The sequence below is a fragment of the Pseudooceanicola sp. NS-SX9 genome (assembly GCF_057380705.1).
Window position 1 is genome coordinate 226,537 of sequence record NZ_JBXXRN010000003.1, and the last position, 16,375, is coordinate 242,911.

Below are 16,375 nucleotides of genomic sequence, written 5' to 3' on the forward strand. Positions count from 1 at the left end.
TCCCAAGGGCCGGACAGCGTTGCGCAGGCAGGGTCCATCCGTGACAAGTGCGACCGACATGAAAGAGACGACGCCCCCGGGGCGGCTGGATGCCTTCGATCTGCAGATCCTGCGGATTCTCGAAAGGGACGGCCGGATCAGCAAGACCGACCTGGCGCGGGCCATCAACCTGAGTGTCACGCCGACCTGGACGCGGGTCAACCGTCTGGAAAAGCTGGGCATCATCCGCGGCTATCGGGCCGAGGTCGACTGGGCGGGCGTCAGCGGCTTTCAGCGCGTCATGGTCGAGATCGCGCTGGCGCGGCACACGGCAGCCGTGATGACGCGCTTTGAAACCCACATCGCTGCCCTGACCGAGGTCGAGGCCTGCTATGCCACCAGCGGGCCGATCGATTACATCATGCAGGTCAAGACGTCTTCGGTCGATGACTACCAGCGCCTGATGGAGACCCTGCTGGATCAGGACCTGCAGATCGAGCGCTATTATACCTACGTCGTCACCAAGCTGATCAAGCGCGCGGGCTGAGGGGCGGGGCGCGGTCTCTCCGGGGGGGCTGTGGACTCTCGCGGCCTCGGGCCGGTCGGGATCTCGGTCGTAGGCTTTGGTTTGCCGGTCATCGTGCTGATGCAGCACGGCGGGCGGGCGGTGTCAGGCGGGCCCTTGGCAGGCCCCGGACCGGCTTTGTCCCGGCGCCCGAAGGCACCGGGAGAGCGGCCTTGCGGCCGAAGGGACGACTTAGCGGCCCGGGTTGACGATGTAGGGCACGTTGGCGCGCGGGAAGCTGGTGACGACGAAATCGTCGTTCATGGCCAGGTTGCGGTCTTCGCGGGCCGAGGTGCTGAGGGCGGCGGCCGAAACTTCATGTGCGGTGCCGGTGGTCAGTGTGACGGTCGACGATGCGATGCCTTCGGCTGCGGGCGATGCATAGATGGCATCGGCGGGAACCTGGATGCTGGTGGCTTCGGTATTGGCGAAGGCGGCGCCGGCGGTTGCAACAAGGATCAGGGCGGTAAGAGCAGTGTGTTTCATGACTGTGTTCCTTCGTGAGGGTGTGTGTGACGCGGTCGTCTGCGTCTTGTGAGCCCTAGATAGACCCGTCATGGGTGCATGATTAGCCACTCATTCTCGCGTTCTGTTTTTCCATATCCGCACATATTTGCATTATGGTTCATATTGATGTTCATTTTTGCACATTGCATCCGTCAGATCGGGGGTCGTTAGTTCAATCCGGTTGTTGATACCGACGCTCGTAACGGTCGATACCGGAAACGCGGCCCGGCCCGGTCCGGTCACAGGGCGTTATTGATCCAGGTGACCTTCACGCTCGCGTTTGGCGTCCAGCCCATCGAGAGCCGTCGCGGTCGCCTCGATCGCGCGGGCAATGTTCTTGCGCTGCGCTGTATCCGGACCGGGGGCATTCTGTCGCTGTCACACCGCTTCCAGGCGGTTCTTCAGCTTTCCTGACGGCGTGCGGTCGCATTGGAGGCACTGGCATGGTCCGGGCGGTATTCCCGCGCCCAGGATTCTGAACATCGCGCATCGTTGCGGAAACGGCCCTGCCAAGGCGGTCGCACAGCGTTTCCTTTCCCTGCGGAAACGCGGGCGCGTCAGACTGAACGCGCGAAAGCGCCCGGCCGGATGTGATCTGGCGCTGTCGAGAGGGGCCGCCCTCCACCTTTGGCAGCCCGGCGGCCAACGGCCGGATGGGCGCCCCCGCCCCTGAGCGCACAGGTCGCTGATGTCTGCCGACTCCAGCCCCCGGTTCGATCCGGCCATGCCCTGCGGGCCGGGCTCTCGTTGGTGAGGTCCAGCGGTCGGACCGGATGACCGGGGGCTTCGGCGGGCTGTCCGGGGCCCTTGGGGGCTGGGCCACCCGCGCCAGCAGGCTGGCACAGGAAACCGGATTTCGATTGCGACGGGCCGGGGCAAAGACCGGCACCGACATCCTGGGCGGGGGCGAAGGACACAGCGGTCCGGCCAGGGTGACCCAGCCGTGGAGCATTATGTCAAATTGAAAGGATCCCGCCCCTTCGGTCGGGCGGGATCTGGGTGCAAAGGGCAATGAATATAATTGAAAGACAAATGGTTGAAGTGAACCGCCCCGGATGGTTCCGGCGGAATTGATCCGGCGTGGTCCGCTTGCCGTCCGCTTCGCGCCGCGGTAAGGCCATGCGCATGCCCAGACGTATCGCCCTTTTTTCGCTCCTCGTGCCCGATTATGACGAGGCCCTCTCCTTCTACCAGCGCATCGGTTTTGCCTGTCGCGAAGACACGGACCTTGGGCAGGGCAAGCGGTGGGTGCGCATTGCGCCGCCCGGCGCCGAAACCGAGATCCTGCTGGCCCGTGCCGTCGGCCCGCGCCAGAGCGCGGCCATCGGTGAACAGGGCGGCGGCCGGGTCTGGCTGTTCCTGGAAACCGAGGATTTCGCCGCCGACCACGCCCGGATGCTGGCCGAGGGCGTGGTGTTCGAGGGCGATCCGCGTGACGAACCCTATGGCCGCGTGGTGGTTTGGAACGATCCCTGGGGCAACCGGTGGGATCTGATCGAATTCGCCCGGTCCGATCGGGGCGGCACAGCCGCCTGACCGGGGCAGCCTGAACGGGGATCGGCGCCGCCGGATCCCGTCAGACGGGATCCGGGCCTTCGTGCAGGATGCGGCCTGCGCAGATCGTCAGGGCGATGCCCAGCTCGGGAATGCGCGTGGGCGGGGTCGCCTCGATATCGCCGCCCAGCATCACCAGATCGGCGGCCAGGCCCGGCCGCAGCCGGCCCGTCACGTGGTCGCGATGCGCGGCCCAGGCACCGCCGGCCGTATAGGCGTGCAGCACCTGCATCAGCCCCAGCCGTTCGTCGCCGGCCCCCGGGTAGGGCGCCCGGGTCAGCGCCGCCGCAATCCCCCGCAGCACCGAGACATCGGCCACCGGCCAGTCGCTGGAGAACGCCACCGGCGCCCCCGCCTGCGCCAGGCTTCGGCACAGATAGGCATCGGGCCAGCGGTCCCGCCCCAGCCGCGACAGCGCCGGTTCGGTCGGGAAATCCATCGCCCCCGGCGGATGCGACGGCTGCAGGCTGGCGGTGATACCCAGGGCGCCCAGGCGGGGCACGTCGGCGGGGTCGATCAGCTCGATATGTTCGATCCGGTGGCGGCTGTCGCGGGGGCCGTTGGCGCGGCGGGCGGCCTCGATCCCGTCGATCGCCGTGCGCACTGCGCCGTCGCCGATGGCGTGGACGGCGATCTGCAGGCCGCGGCGGTCGATCTCGGTGGCCAGGGCATCGAAACGGTCGGGCGGGAACAGCGGCTCGGACCGGTGGCCGGGCTGGTCCGGGTAGTCGCGCAGCATGTAGGCGGTGCGGCTGTCGAGCACCCCGTCCATGAACATTTTCACGAAGCCCGAACTGACCCAGTCGTCGTCGAAATCCCGCGCCATGTCCGAGGCGCGCTCCAGCGCGGCAAGATCCATGTGCGGCTTGAAGTGGAAGGGCACCTTGACGCGCAGCGGCAGGCTGCCATCGGCCTGCATTTCCGAAAGCAGTTCAAGGGTGTAGCGGTTGCCGTCCATGTTGACCAGGCTGGTCACGCCCTCGGCCGCGCAATGCATCATGCCGCGCATCAGCAAGGCCTTGTCGGAACGGCGTTCGGCCGCGGTGGGGGCGGGAACGGGTTCTTCCCCGGTCGAGATCCCGAGGTTCAGCCGCGCCTCGCCCAGATGGGCGATGATCGGGGCGAAGGCCTCGAATTCGCGCAGCTCGCCGGTGGCCAGGCCATCCTCGCCCATCACCACCTCGTGGCCATGGGGCATCGGGGCGCCGTGCAGCAGGCCGGTCGCGCGCAGCGCGGCGGTATTGGCCCAGACGGTGTGCAGGTCGGGCGACATCATGGCGATCGGGCGGTCGGCGATCATCGCGTCCAGATCGTGGCGCGTGGCGGGATGGCCCAGGATGTCGTAATGCGCCTCCTGCGCCATCAGCAGCGGCGCGTCGGGATGGGCGTCGGAGAAGGTGCGAAAGGCCTGCGCAAGGGCCTCGGCGCCATGCAGGTGACCGATGTGCAGATGCGTCAGGTCGGCGCCGCCCAGGCCCACGTGGACATGCCCCTCGAAGAAGCCGGGCAGCACGGTGCGGCCCTGCGCGTCCAGGATCCGGGTGTCGGGCCCGGCCAGCGCCAGGATGTCGGCCATGGGGCCCACCGCCAGGATCCGGTCCCCCGCCAGGGCCAGGGCCTCGGCGCGGGGATGGTCGGGGTCCATGGTCAGGATGCGGGCATGGGTCAGGATCAGCGTGGCGGTGGTCATCGGGGCAGGGGTCCTTTCGGTGCGGCCGTCCCCCGGATCCCGGGGGCCTCGCCCCGGGGTCATTTCAGCTTGATGGCGAAGTGTTTGCGGACCGGTTCCTCGATGGTCCAGGTGCCCTTGAAGGTGGGCTCGACCGCGAAGGCATCGCCCGCGACCAGCGTCACCGGGGTGCCGCCCTCGGGGGTGATGGTGATGCGCCCCTCGATCAGGTGGACGAATTCGTAGAACTGGTAGGTCGCATGCCAGGTGCCCGTCGTCGCCTCCCAGGTGCCCGAGATCATGCTGCCGTCGGCCGAGGTGTGCTGCACCCAGTAGCGCATGGTGGGATTGCCCTGCAGCTTGGTCCAGCCGTCCAGGTCGGTGGTGATCGGCTCGGGGCCGGGGGCGGGAAAGCGGAAAACCGTGTCGCTCATGTTTGTCCTCGTGAGGCGCCGTGTTGATGCGCATATTTGGTAGGTGGCACCTTGCCCGGGCGCAAGCAGGACCGTCGCAACGGCGGGCCGGACAGGTGAAGGGACTGGTGCGGGGGCGCGAAATCGGTCACATACGAAGCCGCGCGACGGGCGCGGAACGGGACGGAGACAGCCATGCAGATCCGCAAGGCCAGGGCATCGGATGCCCAGCATCTGGTGCGCTTCATCAACATGGCGGCGGATGACCTGCCGCTGCATTTTTGGCGCAAGTCGGTGGGCCCCGAGGGCGATCCGATGGCCTTTGGCGCCGAACGCGCGGCGCGCGACAGCGGCAATTTCTCTTACACCAACGCCTGGCTGGCCGAGGTCGACGGCACCCCCGCCGCCTGTCTGCTGGGCTATCCGGCCGATCCCGAACCCGCCCCCATCGCTGCCGATACGCCCCCCCTCTTCGTGCCGCTGCTGGAGCTTGAGGCGCTGGCGCCCGGATCGTGGTATCTGAACGTGCTGGCGACCGATGCGGCCTTTCGCGGGCGAGGGCTGGGCAGCGCGCTGCTGGCCCAGGCCGATGCGGTGGCGGCGGCTGCGGGGCATGACGTGATCAGCCTGATTGCGGCGGATACCCACCACGAGGCGCTCAGGCTTTATCAGGCGAAGGGCTATGTCGAGGTGGCGCGCCGTGCGGTCGTCCGGCAGGACTGGCAGGTCGATGCCAGCACGTGGATCCTGTTCACCCGGACCCTGCGCGGCTGAGCACGGGGCCTTCCGCGGATCCCGCCGACGCGGGGTCCGCAGGGGACGCGACGATGCCGAGGCGCAGCAGGCTGTCGGCCGTGTCGATGATCGTCGCTTCGGTCGGGCGGGGCTGCCAGCCTCCCAGCCGGTCCGGCGTTTGCCGAGACGGGACCCGGGCGGCGGCATCCGCCCGAGCATCCGTTGGGTGATGGCGGCCGAACTGGACATGTCAGGCCCAAGGACCGGCCCGAAAACGCCCAGGGGATTAATATCACCGACAGCTCCGGTGCATGGGGCTTGCGCGACAGGCTGCGAACCTCTTGGCCCTCCTGCAGCAGCTTCAGGATGACATGCTGCCAAATTGCCCGGTTCCACATGCTAAAGGAACTTTTCTCACTTTTCCTCCTCCTGAGGTTGATCCGCATGGAGATGAGGGGGGTAACATCCATCCGATAGGCAGGATGAAAACCCGACTATTGAGGCCCGCGTCCATGGCAACGACTGCGCGGGCTGCACTGGTCCCGAGGCGATGGACGTGATGCGCTTTCAGCGCGCCATCCGTGCCATCACCGGCAAATGGAAAATCGAGATCGTCTGCAGCCTGGTCGCCGGGCCGCAGCGTTTCGGGGCGCTGCGCCGCATGCTGCCGGGGATCACCCAGCAAATGCTGACCGAACAGCTGCGCGATCTGGCGGCGAACGGCATCGTCATTCGCACCGCCTATGCCGAGATCCCGCCCCGGGTGGAATATGCGCTGTCGCAGGCCGGGATCGACCTGATGCCGACCTTTGCCGCGCTGCGCGACTGGGCGTTGCGCTACGAGGATCAGCTGCGGCCCTGAGGCGAGGGGAGGGCGCCATGACACGAATGCATGCCGTCATGTCTTGGCGACGGCAAAGTCCTGCTGATAGATGCGGGCCGAAACCTGCCGAAAAGGAATAGGCGATGATCCAGCCCAGTGCTTCGTTCAAGGACAACCTGCAGCAGCTTCCCCCGATCGAGGGGCTTGCCCGCATCGATCTGCGCGATGCTTCGGGGGCCGTGGTGGCCTCGATCGAGAACCAGCCGGGCAAGCAGGGGTCGCTGGCGGTCTATCAGTACCTGCAGCAGGGTTTCGGCGCGCTGACGGCCGAGGCGGCCGCCCATGGTCTGGCGATCTTTGCCGAGGTGACCGAGGATGCCCGCAACCGGCCCGGCGCCCATCCCAACATTGATCGCCTGCTGGAGATCGCAGAAGGCGCCGCACCGCTGTCGATCGAGCTGCTGGCGGCCTGAGGCCGGCAGACTGCGCCCTTCGGCCGGGCACCGGAACGGGCCGGAGGGGGACCCGCCATCCTCTGGTGTCCGGCCCTTCGGGACTGCGGCCGGGGGCCCCCGGCCCACAGTCCCGGAAGGCGGCTCAGGAGGCCGCGTGTTCGGCAATGGCCACCGTGGCACTGCGCCCCAGGATCAGGTCCCGCGCCTGCGTGCCGTCCAGCTTGATGCGCACCGGCACCCGCTGTGCCAGCCGCACCCAGCTGAAGGTCGAGGCCACATCCGCCAGTTCGCCCGCCGTGTCCGAGCGTTCCTGATCGGCCACGCCCGCCTCGATCGAGGCGACATGGCCGTGCAGCTGCCGCGTCTCGCCCATCAGGGTGACGGTTGCGGCGGCGCCGACATGGATGCGTGGCAGCTTGGTTTCCTCGAAATAGCCGGCGACATAGACGGAGTCCTCGTCGACCAGCACTGCCACGGCGCTGCCCGCAGTGGCATAGTCGCCCGGGCGCAGCGACAGGTTGGTGATCCGCCCGTTCACCGTCGCGCGCACCGCAGTGCGGGTCAGGTTCAGCTGCGCCAGGTTGTAGGCGGCGCGGGCCTCGGCCTCGGCGGCGATGTCGGAATTCAGCGTCGCCTCGTCCTCGTCCAGCTGCTGCGAGGTGATGGCACTGCCGGCAAGCTTGCTTTGGCGCTCCAGCGTCAGCTGCGCCAGCTTGACCTCGGCTGTGGTCTGGTCCAGCGCGGCCTTGGCCTCCTTGACCGCCAGGTCAAAGCGGGCGGGATCGATGCGGAACAGCACGTCGCCCTTGTGGACCTGCTGGTTGGTCTGCACCAGCACCTGGCTGACCAGCCCCGAGACATCGGGGGCCACACCCACGACATCGGCGCGCACATGGCCGTCGCGGGTCCAGGGGGCGCCCTTGTAGTAATCCCAAAGATGCGCCGCCAGGACCAGCCCGCAGGCGCACATCGCCAGCGTGATCAGGGCCCGGCCGGCGTTTGCGACCATACGTTTCAAGACAGATACCATTTCAGCCCCATACCAAGCAGACCAAGAAGAACGACGTAAAGCGCCACATCGAAAAGCGGGCGGTGCCAGACCAGCCGGTAGGCCCCCAGCCGCACCAGCGCCCGGCTGATCAGAAGCAGCAGCGCATAGGCCAGCAGGGCCGCCACCCCCAGCGTCGGCAGAAAGATCCCGAAAATGTCGAATTGCTGGTTCATGCGGGGGCTCCGGGAAGGGGGATGTCGGGCAGGGTCAGCGGCCGGGGCGGCTGGTCGGCGGGCGACAGCCCCAGCCGCAGCCCGACCAGCGCCGCCAGCACCTTTGCCCGCGCGGCCCCCTGCAGATGCGGGCTGAGGCGTATGGCGGTGGCATCGACCTCGGCCACCAGCGCGGCCGTGACGGTGCCGTCGGGGCGCCGGCGCTGGTCGTAGAAGGCGCGCAGCCGCAGCAGCAGCGTGGCGATCTCCTGCGCCGGGGCCAGGGCCAGTTCCTGGCGCAGGGCCTTCAGGTGCAGAAGGTTCAGTCCGACGCGCAGGTCGCGCAGCAGGTCGCCCGACAGCAGGTCATGGGTGGGGGCGACCTGGGCCAGGCGGGGGCTCATCTGGCCCTGGGCGTCGACCAGCAGATTGCTGAGGTCGCGCGGCGCCATGTCCGAACGCGGATCGGCGGCCTGGGCCAGACGCCGCCAGGCCTGGCGCAACACCCGGTAGGCCGCGACATCGGCGCCGACCGAGCGTACGGTACCGACCACCGCCATGGCAATCACCATGCCCAGCACCGTGCCGACATCCCCGCTGAGGAAGCTGGCCAGATCGGGCTGGTACGAGGTTTTCAGCAGCAGCATATAGGGCAGGTTCACACAGAGCGTCAGCCCGGTGGCCATGGTGGCCGGGCGGGCCATCAGCGTGCCGAAGGGGATCAGGTAAAGGCCCAGCGTGGCCATCACCATCCAGATGTCCGAGGCGACGGGGAAGATCGCATATTCCATCACGAAGGCCGCCACCATCGCCGCCAAGAGGTATTTCAGAAAGCCGCGCATGGCCGGGATCGGATTGTCGATGGCCGCCAGGATGCAGCTGAAGACCGGGGCCAGCTGCGCCATGGCGGTGCCGGCGGTGCTCCAGCCGCTCAGCCGCCACAGGGTGCATGACAGCAGCACGACCAGGGTCGCGGCCAGCCCCGCCAGCACCGCGGTCAGCCGGTCGCGCACCGGCGGCACGGTGGGCATGTCCGCCACCAGCGCCCGCAGCGTCTTGCGGTCATGGGGCTGCCCGGCGATGGCCGCGCGCAGTACCGCGCAATCGCCCCACAGGGTGATCAGGTAACTCAGCCGTTCCGCCATGTTGAGCCGCAGCAGCGCGTCCCAGCCGGTCTGGTCGCGGTAGCGCGCGCTCATGGCGCGGGCACGCGCCAGCAGGCGCCCCTCGGCGTCGGGTTCCGGCACGCCGGTGGCAAACCAGGCGGCGGTGTCGCGCAGCAGGGCCTGTTCGTCGGGGGTCAGACCTTCGGTCACGCGGATCTGGTCATGCAGCGCCGAGAGCACCGGCAGCATCAGCACCATGCGCATCTGCAGCGCCTGGGCGATCCGTCCAAGGTCGCGGTGATGCGAGGTGTCATAGCTGATATGGGCGGTGAAGTTGCGCAGCTGGGTGGCATCGCCCGACAGCTTGCGGGCTTCGGCCTGGACCCGTTCCAGCGCGTAATCGCCCTGCAGGATGTCCGCCGCCAGGGTGCCAGCGTCACGTAGCCAGCCATCGACGCGGGCAAACAGCACCGGCCCCACGTGACGCGGAAAGACCAGCCGGTTGACCAGCGCCGCACACAGCACCCCAAGGCCGATTTCCTCGATCCGGCCGGTGACGGTGGTAAAGACGCTTTCGGGGCTGTCGACGATGCTGGTGGCGATCAGCGCCACGGTATAGCCCGACAGCATGAAGGCATAGCTGCGCGGCGTGCCATCCAGCAGCGATACCGTCAGGCACAGGCCGATCCACAGCGCCATGCAGGTGATGAACAGCGGCGGCGAGGCCACCAGCCCCGGCAGCATCGCCAGCGTCATGACCCCCCCCAGCGTCGTGCCCAGCAGCCGGTACACCGCCTTCGATGTCGCCGCCCCCGAAAGCGGGTTGACCACCAGGTAGACGCAGCCCACCGACCAGTAGGGGTTCTTCAGGTCGAAGGCGCAGGCCAGGTAATAGGCCAGCATCGCCGCCGCGAAGGCCTTCAGGGAATAAAGCGCATCCTGCACCGACAGGGCGGGGGCCGCCGCGCGGGTCATGAGGTTTTCCCCACGAACAGGGCGTCCTCGATCTTGCGCAGCACGGCCTCGGTGGTTTCCAGCTCGGCCGGGGTGACGTTGGCCAGGGCACGGTGGCGCAGGCCGCGCAGCGTGACCGAGGCCTCGCGGGCGACGCTGCGGCCGGTGTCGGTCAGGTAGACCAGCTTGGCGCGGCGGTCGCCGGGATCATTGCGGCGCCGGATGCGGCCGTCACGCTCCAGCCCATCCAGGACCCGCACCAGAGAGGTGTTCTCGACGCCGACGCGCCGGGCCAGCTCGGTCTGGCGGATGCCGTCGCCATCGCGCAGCAGATGCACCAGCGGCAGCGCCACCGCATCCGAGAGCCCCTGCTCGCTGAGGGCATGGGCGATCTCGCGCCGCCAGGCCTGGGCAACGGCAATCAGACGGGGGGCAAAGGAGGTGTTCTCGTCCTGCGAAGGGGTCATGGGATCCTGCGATCTGGAGGGGGCAGGCGGAGGGGCCAGCCGGCCGCGCCGCTATACAGATGCATTTGCATATAGTGCAATAGCATCTAAATACCGGCAAAGGCGGCTGTGCCTCATCGGTCTCCGCGACGTCATCCGAAAATTCCGGGCGAGTAACGGTTCTGTGAATATCGTTTTAAGTCAAATGGTTGATTGATGGCTGTTGGAAGGTGTCCGCGACCTGTTTGCCAGAGTGCCGAATTTACGGGCAGGTGCATTCCGGTACGGTCCGAGCCGCGCCGAGGCTATCACGATCCCCTGAAAGGGGCGCCGGTGCCCGTTTCGGGCCTCGGCCAGCAGGCGCCGGAGGCCGGGCAGCACATTGGCCTCCTGCATCTGGGCGACGTTGACACGCATGATGCCCGCGCGGCCTGCGACAGGCAGGGACGCGCAGCGGCAGCCCCTGCTGCCGGGTGGCCCGGGCCAGGGCGGCGCTGTTGTTGCCGTTGGACAGCCGCGCAGGAAGATCCGGCCCGCGGGCTGGTTCCGGGGCGGCAGGTCCGGCCGCCTCAGGGCCGGGCGAACCGTGTCATGGCCGCCGCCAGCCGGGGGCACAGCGCCTGGACATGGCGGCGATAGCTGCCCTTCTTCAGCAGGCGCAACTCGGCCGAAAGCGTGGGGGCTGCGGACCAGATCGCCCGCCGGAGGTTGATCAGCGCATCAGTCCAGCCCGGCCGCGTCGCGAGGCAACCGCAGCGCACCGGGGCCAAGAGCGTTCGGGACAGGCTGCCGAACTGTACCACGCACTCCTCCAGCCCGTCGGAGGCGGCCAGGCGCGGCACCGGGGCTCTCGAAATCGGCAAGGATGCCGGTCAGGGGGGATGTGCAGGTCAAAGACTTTGGTCCGTCGCAGCAGGTGATGGCCGACGGTGGCGCGCCCATCGGACTGCGCGGCCCGGCATTGGTGATGAAGAGCCGCAGTCGGGGCAATGGCAGCGCGGGCTTGACGGTCTCCGGCTCCGTGTCACGCAATGGGCGGGGCGCCGAAACGGCTGCGAATGGGCGCGCGTGCAGCAGGGCCGGCATGACGCCCGGGCCCAGGGCCTGCCCTACGCGCATCTGACCTCGGCCATCGAGCGCCACCATGCCTTCCCCGAGGACCCGGTGCAGCTGCGTGGCGGCTGGGCGATGGAGATGGAAATGGCACGGGGCCTCGATCAGCTCCGGTCGCGCGGCCGCAGCGGCGGGCGGCAGACCGGGGCCAGCGCTAGGCGGACCAGAGGCCGCGGGTCGATGGTCTGTGCATGGGGCGGGCGGCTGCAGTCCGGTCAGAATGGCAGGCTGGCGGCGGCTTGGAAACCCGAACCCCGCTGCGGCGGCATCGACCCCTCGGCGGGCAGCCGGTCATAGGCTTCGACCATGGTCGAGTGCGAGACCCCCGGCTGATCCGGCCAGCTGGCGGCTCGAGGGCAACCGGCCGCCGGTGGGCAGAATGGTGGCCCAGAACGCGGGTTCTGAGGCCGTTCCGGACCCGACCTGAGCGGATCGGAGCAGGGGCTTTGGCGGCCTCTGTATGGGATCCGTGATCCCTTCCGTTTGGCCAGGCTGCGCAGGTCGGTCTCTGGTGGCGACAGCCCGGCCGGGCCGGGGCCGCCGGGGGCAACCGGCCTTGCCATGCGACAGCCCCGGCGCCGGTCCGCTGACTGCGGCGGGTGGGCCTGTGCCGCCGGATGCCACGAAATTGCGCGGCCGTGCGACACCGTCGCATTCGTGATCGAATTCGGCCCCGATCTGCCCCGGGCCCATCGCCATTGCCGCCCGTACGGCGCAGCATGGCCGGGCAATCGCGCAGGGCCACGCCAATGACTGACCAGGGTTTTACCCTCTTCTCGTTCCGCGGAAAGATGCGGATCCTGCATCTGACATGGGTCGCCTTCTTTCTGACTTTCGTCATCTGGTTCAACCTGGCGCCGATGTTGCAGGCGATCCGCGCCAGCCTGGGGTTAAGTCAGCCCCAGGTGACAACGCTTCTGGTGCTCAATGTTGCGCTGACCATTCCGGCCCGCATCCTTGTCGGCCTGCTGACCGACCTCTACGGGCCGCGCCGGGTCTATTCCGGCCTGCTGATCACCTGTTCGATCCCCTGTTTCGCCTTCGCCCTCGCCGACAGCTTTGCCCAGCTGGCACTGGCACGCTTTGCCCTGGGCTTTATCGGGGCGGGCTTCGTCATCGGCATCCGCATGGTCTCGGAATGGTTCCCGGCCGAGGAACTGGGCACAGCCGAGGGGATCTATGGCGGCTGGGGCAATTTCGGCTCGGCGGTGGCGGCCTTCTGCCTGCCGGCGCTGGCGCTGTGGCTGGGCGGCCCCGAGGGCTGGCGGTGGGCGATCGGCCTGACCGGGGCGCTGGCGCTGGTCTACGGGTTTGTCTACTACGCCACGGTGCGCGACGTGCCGAAGGGATCGCGCTATTTCCGGCCTCACAGCGCCGCCGCAATGCAGGTCACCTCGCGGGGGGATCTGTGGTTCCTGCTGGCGATGAAGGTCCCGCTCTATCTGGCGCTCGGGGCGTTGGTCTGGCGGCTGCGTCAGGTGGGGATCTTTGCCGGTCCGGCGATGCTGGCGCTGTGGGCGGGGCTGGCGGTGCTTTACCTTGGGGGGGCGCTGCTGGCGATCCGCGCCAACCGCAGGGTATTGCGCGGCCCGCTGCCCGCGTTCGAGCGCTACAGCTTTCGCCAGGTGGCGATCCTGAACATCCTCTATTTCGCGACTTTCGGATCAGAGCTGGCGGTGGTGTCCATGCTGCCGCTGTTCTTCGCCGAGACCTTCGGGCTGTCGCCAGTGGCAGCGGGGATGGTGGCCTCGGGCTATGCCTTCATGAACCTGATGTCGCGGCCGGGCGGGGGCTGGATCTCGGATCGGTGCGGCCGTCGGCGGACCCTGCTGATCCTGACGGCCGGCCTGGCCCTGGGCTATGCGGCGATGGCGGCCATCGGGCCGGGCTGGCCGCTGGGGCTGGCGGTGCTGGTGGCGATGGCCTGTTCCTTTTTCGTCCAGGCTGGCGAGGGCGCGGTCTTTGCGGTGGTGCCACTGATCAAGCGCTCGCTGACCGGGCAGATCGCGGGGATGACGGGGGCCTATGGCAACACCGGGGCGGTGATCTACCTGATCGTCTATGCGATGGTCGATGCCTCGACCTTCTTCTATGTCATTGCCGGTACGGCGGTGCTGGGCTTTCTGGCGCTGCTGTTCCTGCAAGAACCCGCCGGCGAGATCGCCGAGGTTGACGCCCATGGCACGGTCACCATGATCCGGGTCGGCCTCAAGGGCTGAGCGGCTGATGTGGTGCGCCTGATCGACGATCCCGCGCAGCTCTTTCCCACCCGTGCCCTTCAGGGCGTTCTGGGGGGCTGGGGCCAGGCCGGGACGGGGTGCAGACGTGCTGGATCCGACGGCCATCGCCGCCGTGCTTTCCGACCCGCCCGATACCCGCATGGGGCTGCAGGCCGCGGCGCGGGCGCTTTGCGCGGCGGCCCTGGCCCGCGGCAGCCGTGACAATGTCAGCGCGCTTTTGCTGCGCATCACCCAGCGGCCTTCGGAAAGCCCGACCAAGGCGCCTCGCCGGCTGAGCGCCCGGATGATGCCGCCGCGCCGGCAGCCCGGCCACAGGCCGGATGGCTGGGACGTGACCGAGGTGCTGCAGGCCTCGACCCGCAGCAACGTCTACCGGGTGCGCCGGGGGCCGCGCCGCGCGGTCCTGAAGGTACTGTCGTCGGCGCTGGAGGGCTTTACGCTGGAACAAAGGGTCGGCCGCTGCATCCGCCATCCTCAGGTGATGCAGATCCTGCCACAGGAAGACAACCGGTTCCTGTACCTGCTGGCCGAAGAGGTCACCGGTCAGACGCTGCGCCAGTGGATGGCCGCGCATCCGCATCCGCAGCCGACGCGGGTGCAGCTGCGGTCGATCCTGGGATCGGTGGTGACGGCGCTGCGGCTGGAGGAGCGGGGCTGAGGCGCTTGCCGAAGGCGCGGTCTGCGCCGCCGGATGCCGCGCACAACGGCGCTGCCCTGACGGGAGCAGAAAAGACCAGCGCCCTGGCGGCGGACCGGTCACGTCGCCCGTACATCCACGCGGCGAAAATGCGGCGAAAATGATGTCCCCGAGGGGGGCGGATACAGCGGCCGGAGTGGCGGCAGAGGCCGCTCCGGGGATGCGATGACGGCGGCGGCAGGGGGCCGCCCGTACCATGCGGGCGCCCCCTTGCGTTGCCGGTGCGGGGCGGCGGGCGCGCTTTGGGGATGCCTGATGGCACCGGGAAGATCCGTCCCAAGGGGCCCGCCCGCCCCCGGGCAGCGGATCGCGCGGTCAGTCTGACAGCAGCGCCGCAAGGGCCTGGATTTCGGCCGGGCGGACCTCGTGGCCGCCGTCGTGGATCTCGGCGGAAATGTCGGCGCCCTGGTCTTCGAACCAGCGCAGCAGGGCCTGGCTGAGCGGCCAGGGGCAGATCGGGTCGCGGCGTCCGGCGGTGATCAGCACCTTGCGGCCGGCCAGCGCCGCCGGGGCCGGCGCCCATGGGATCAGCGGATGCAGCAGGCCGATCCGGTCAAAGAGCGCGGGCCGGGCCATCACCACCGAGGCCAGGATATTGGCCCCGTTGGAATAGCCAAAGCCCCAGACCGGTGCCCCGGGATGGGCCTGCCGCCAGGCGGCGACGAAATCCGCCATCCGTCCGGTCCGCAGCGCCAGGTCGGCCATGTCATAGACCCCCTCGCCGGTGCGGCGGAAGAACCGCGCCGCGCCGCCTTCCAGCACATCCCCCCGGGGCGAGACGATGCCCGCCCGCGGATGGATCTGGTGCACCAGGTCGAAGAACTGGTTTTCGTCGCCGCCGGTGCCGTGGAAGGCAAAGATCAGCGGGGCCCCGGGATCGGGCGCTCGGGTGCGGGCGTGATAGAGCGTCGTGTCGGTCATCGCCTCAGGCTCCGATCGGGGGCAGCAGGGCTTCGATGCGGGCGCGGTAGGGTTCGTAGCGCACCGGCAGCTTCAGCGCCTGGCCCAGGTTGGCAGTGTCCTCGTCCCGGTCGAAGCCGGGTTCGTTGGTGGCGATCTCGAACAGCACGCCGCCGGGGGTGCGGAAGTAGATCGCCCAAAAATAGTCCCGGTCGATCACCGGGGTGACCTGGTAACCGGTGTCCAGAAGCGCCTCGCGCACCCGCGCCTGGGCGGCGCGATCCTCGACCGCGAAGGCGATGTGGTGGACCGAGCCCGCCCCCTGCGCGGCAACCCGGGCATCGGGCAGGGCCTCAAGGTCGATGGTGTCGGCGGCATTGCCGCCCTCGATCCGGTAGCGGGTCACGGCACCCTCGGTCTCGTCCTTCTGATAGCCCATAAAGCCCAGCAGCTCGGCCGTGGCGGCGCTGTCGCGCAGCCGCATCCGCGCCCCGTGAAAGCCCAGGATGCCGGCATCCTCAGGCACGCCGGCCCCGGTCCAGGGCTGACGGTCGCGCAGGGCGCTTTCGACCAGGGCGAAGCCGTCTCCGTCGGGGCCCGCGAAGTCCAGCCGCCGTTGTCCCAGAAAGCGGCCTTCGGCCAGACCGCTGACGCCCGCATCCGACAGGCGTGCCGTCCAGTAGTCCAGCGCCCCTTCGGGCACGGCGAATTCGGTCACGCCCACCTCGCCGGTGCCGCGGCGGCCCTGCGGCATCTGGCCGAAGGGGAAATAGGTCATCACCGAACCGGGGGTGCCGATCTCGTCGCCGTAATAAAGGTGATAGACCTCCGGGGCGTCGAAGTTCACGGTCTTCTTCACCCGCCGCAGACCCAGCGTGTCGGTGAAGAAGCGGTTGTTCTGCCCTGCATCGCCCGCCATCGAGGTGACGTGGTGCAGCCCCTTGATATCCTTGATCATCCTTGCCTCCATCCGGGCATTCATCCTGTTGCTGGCAAGATAGGTTGCGAAGACCATT

At 68.6% G+C, this 16,375-nt stretch carries 18 protein-coding genes; 8 read left to right on the top strand and 10 right to left on the bottom strand.

The features are described 5' to 3' along the window. Window positions 1-58: 58 nt before the first annotated feature. On the top strand, window positions 59-526 hold the full coding sequence (locus tag AC2ITM_RS19595; RefSeq protein WP_486470045.1) for an Lrp/AsnC family transcriptional regulator: 468 nt from the start codon (window positions 59-61) through the stop codon (window positions 524-526). Window positions 527-736: 210 nt separating this feature from the next. On the opposite strand, the gene AC2ITM_RS19600 is transcribed toward AC2ITM_RS19595, so the two are convergent. Beyond that, window positions 737-1,030, bottom strand: a complete 294-nt coding sequence (locus tag AC2ITM_RS19600; RefSeq protein ID WP_486469838.1) for a hypothetical protein — start codon at window positions 1,028-1,030, stop codon at window positions 737-739. Window positions 1,031-2,176: 1,146 nt separating this feature from the next. Here AC2ITM_RS19600 and AC2ITM_RS19605 point away from each other — a divergent pair. Further along, window positions 2,177-2,587: a VOC family protein gene (locus tag AC2ITM_RS19605; protein WP_486469839.1), complete on the top strand. Its 411-nt coding sequence runs from the start codon at window positions 2,177-2,179 to the stop codon at window positions 2,585-2,587. A 40-nt stretch (window positions 2,588-2,627) separates the two neighbouring features. Here AC2ITM_RS19605 and AC2ITM_RS19610 read toward each other — a convergent pair whose 3' ends face one another. Together AC2ITM_RS19610 and AC2ITM_RS19615 are read right to left on the bottom strand one after the other, a co-directional pair. Continuing rightward, window positions 2,628-4,295, bottom strand: coding sequence for an amidohydrolase (locus AC2ITM_RS19610; protein WP_486469840.1), 1,668 nt, complete (start codon window positions 4,293-4,295; stop codon window positions 2,628-2,630). A gap of 59 nt (window positions 4,296-4,354) precedes the next feature. After that, complete coding sequence (locus tag AC2ITM_RS19615; RefSeq protein ID WP_486469841.1) at window positions 4,355-4,708, bottom strand: cupin domain-containing protein; 354 nt, start codon at window positions 4,706-4,708, stop codon at window positions 4,355-4,357. A 174-nt stretch (window positions 4,709-4,882) separates the two neighbouring features. On the opposite strand from AC2ITM_RS19615, the gene AC2ITM_RS19620 reads away from it, so the two are divergent. From AC2ITM_RS19620 to AC2ITM_RS19630, 3 genes are all read left to right on the top strand, one after another. Then, entirely contained in the window at window positions 4,883-5,461 is a 579-nt protein-coding gene (locus AC2ITM_RS19620) for a GNAT family N-acetyltransferase (RefSeq protein ID WP_486469842.1), read from the top strand. Between the two features lie 520 nt (window positions 5,462-5,981). Next, on the top strand, window positions 5,982-6,284 hold the full coding sequence (locus AC2ITM_RS19625) for a winged helix-turn-helix transcriptional regulator (protein WP_486470046.1): 303 nt from the start codon (window positions 5,982-5,984) through the stop codon (window positions 6,282-6,284). A 104-nt stretch (window positions 6,285-6,388) separates the two neighbouring features. Next, window positions 6,389-6,718: a DUF2322 family protein gene (locus AC2ITM_RS19630; RefSeq protein ID WP_486469843.1), complete on the top strand. Its 330-nt coding sequence runs from the start codon at window positions 6,389-6,391 to the stop codon at window positions 6,716-6,718. A gap of 124 nt (window positions 6,719-6,842) precedes the next feature. Here the strand turns inward: AC2ITM_RS19630 and AC2ITM_RS19635 are convergent, their stop codons facing one another. The 5 genes from AC2ITM_RS19635 to AC2ITM_RS19655 all read right to left on the bottom strand — a co-directional run bounded on the left by AC2ITM_RS19635 (window position 6,843) and on the right by AC2ITM_RS19655 (window position 11,272). Then, window positions 6,843-7,718: an efflux RND transporter periplasmic adaptor subunit gene (locus tag AC2ITM_RS19635; RefSeq protein ID WP_486469844.1), complete on the bottom strand. Its 876-nt coding sequence runs from the start codon at window positions 7,716-7,718 to the stop codon at window positions 6,843-6,845. Further along, the gene (locus AC2ITM_RS19640; protein WP_486469845.1) at window positions 7,715-7,924 is read right to left on the bottom strand and encodes a DUF1656 domain-containing protein; all 210 of its coding nucleotides are present in this window, start codon (window positions 7,922-7,924) and stop codon (window positions 7,715-7,717) included. The genes AC2ITM_RS19635 and AC2ITM_RS19640 overlap by 4 nt, the downstream gene beginning before the upstream one ends. Then, window positions 7,921-9,984 (bottom strand): FUSC family protein, encoded by a 2,064-nt coding sequence (locus tag AC2ITM_RS19645; protein WP_486469846.1) that lies wholly within the window; start codon window positions 9,982-9,984, stop codon window positions 7,921-7,923. Before AC2ITM_RS19645 ends, AC2ITM_RS19640 begins: the two co-directional genes overlap by 4 nt. Beyond that, window positions 9,981-10,430 (bottom strand): MarR family winged helix-turn-helix transcriptional regulator, encoded by a 450-nt coding sequence (locus AC2ITM_RS19650; protein ID WP_486469847.1) that lies wholly within the window; start codon window positions 10,428-10,430, stop codon window positions 9,981-9,983. The genes AC2ITM_RS19645 and AC2ITM_RS19650 overlap by 4 nt, the downstream gene beginning before the upstream one ends. A gap of 548 nt (window positions 10,431-10,978) precedes the next feature. Continuing rightward, window positions 10,979-11,272 carry a hypothetical protein gene (locus tag AC2ITM_RS19655; protein WP_486469848.1) on the bottom strand — a complete coding sequence of 98 codons (294 nt, stop codon included), beginning with the start codon at window positions 11,270-11,272 and terminating at the stop codon, window positions 10,979-10,981. 205 nt (window positions 11,273-11,477) lie between these two features. Here AC2ITM_RS19655 and AC2ITM_RS19660 point away from each other — a divergent pair, with 205 nt between their 5' ends. The 3 genes from AC2ITM_RS19660 (at window position 11,478) to AC2ITM_RS19670 (ending at window position 14,420) form a co-directional block, all read left to right on the top strand. Beyond that, on the top strand, window positions 11,478-11,819 hold the full coding sequence (locus AC2ITM_RS19660; RefSeq protein ID WP_486469849.1) for a hypothetical protein: 342 nt from the start codon (window positions 11,478-11,480) through the stop codon (window positions 11,817-11,819). Between the two features lie 452 nt (window positions 11,820-12,271). After that, a complete protein-coding gene (locus AC2ITM_RS19665) occupies window positions 12,272-13,741 on the top strand; it encodes a NarK family nitrate/nitrite MFS transporter (protein WP_486469850.1) in 1,470 nt (489 codons plus the stop codon). 106 nt (window positions 13,742-13,847) lie between these two features. Further along, window positions 13,848-14,420 carry a hypothetical protein gene (locus AC2ITM_RS19670; protein ID WP_486469851.1) on the top strand — a complete coding sequence of 191 codons (573 nt, stop codon included), beginning with the start codon at window positions 13,848-13,850 and terminating at the stop codon, window positions 14,418-14,420. Between the two features lie 354 nt (window positions 14,421-14,774). On the opposite strand, the gene AC2ITM_RS19675 is transcribed toward AC2ITM_RS19670, so the two are convergent. Further along, window positions 14,775-15,380 (bottom strand): alpha/beta hydrolase, encoded by a 606-nt coding sequence (locus AC2ITM_RS19675; RefSeq protein WP_486469852.1) that lies wholly within the window; start codon window positions 15,378-15,380, stop codon window positions 14,775-14,777. Between the two features lie 4 nt (window positions 15,381-15,384). Continuing rightward, on the bottom strand, window positions 15,385-16,317 hold the full coding sequence (locus AC2ITM_RS19680; protein ID WP_486469853.1) for a VOC family protein: 933 nt from the start codon (window positions 16,315-16,317) through the stop codon (window positions 15,385-15,387). Window positions 16,318-16,375 lie beyond the last annotated feature (58 nt).

Coding starts and splice junctions, on each gene's coding strand:
- AC2ITM_RS19595 (WP_486470045.1), top strand. CDS start 59: ATGAAAGAGACGACGCCCCCGGGGCGGCTGGATGCCTTCGATCTGCAG.
- AC2ITM_RS19600 (WP_486469838.1), bottom strand. CDS start 1,030: ATGAAACACACTGCTCTTACCGCCCTGATCCTTGTTGCAACCGCCGGC.
- AC2ITM_RS19605 (WP_486469839.1), top strand. CDS start 2,177: ATGCCCAGACGTATCGCCCTTTTTTCGCTCCTCGTGCCCGATTATGAC.
- AC2ITM_RS19610 (WP_486469840.1), bottom strand. CDS start 4,295: ATGACCACCGCCACGCTGATCCTGACCCATGCCCGCATCCTGACCATG.
- AC2ITM_RS19615 (WP_486469841.1), bottom strand. CDS start 4,708: ATGAGCGACACGGTTTTCCGCTTTCCCGCCCCCGGCCCCGAGCCGATC.
- AC2ITM_RS19620 (WP_486469842.1), top strand. CDS start 4,883: ATGCAGATCCGCAAGGCCAGGGCATCGGATGCCCAGCATCTGGTGCGC.
- AC2ITM_RS19625 (WP_486470046.1), top strand. CDS start 5,982: ATGCGCTTTCAGCGCGCCATCCGTGCCATCACCGGCAAATGGAAAATC.
- AC2ITM_RS19630 (WP_486469843.1), top strand. CDS start 6,389: ATGATCCAGCCCAGTGCTTCGTTCAAGGACAACCTGCAGCAGCTTCCC.
- AC2ITM_RS19640 (WP_486469845.1), bottom strand. CDS start 7,924: ATGAACCAGCAATTCGACATTTTCGGGATCTTTCTGCCGACGCTGGGG.
- AC2ITM_RS19645 (WP_486469846.1), bottom strand. CDS start 9,984: ATGACCCGCGCGGCGGCCCCCGCCCTGTCGGTGCAGGATGCGCTTTAT.
- AC2ITM_RS19650 (WP_486469847.1), bottom strand. CDS start 10,430: ATGACCCCTTCGCAGGACGAGAACACCTCCTTTGCCCCCCGTCTGATT.
- AC2ITM_RS19665 (WP_486469850.1), top strand. CDS start 12,272: ATGACTGACCAGGGTTTTACCCTCTTCTCGTTCCGCGGAAAGATGCGG.
- AC2ITM_RS19675 (WP_486469852.1), bottom strand. CDS start 15,380: ATGACCGACACGACGCTCTATCACGCCCGCACCCGAGCGCCCGATCCC.
- AC2ITM_RS19680 (WP_486469853.1), bottom strand. CDS start 16,317: ATGATCAAGGATATCAAGGGGCTGCACCACGTCACCTCGATGGCGGGC.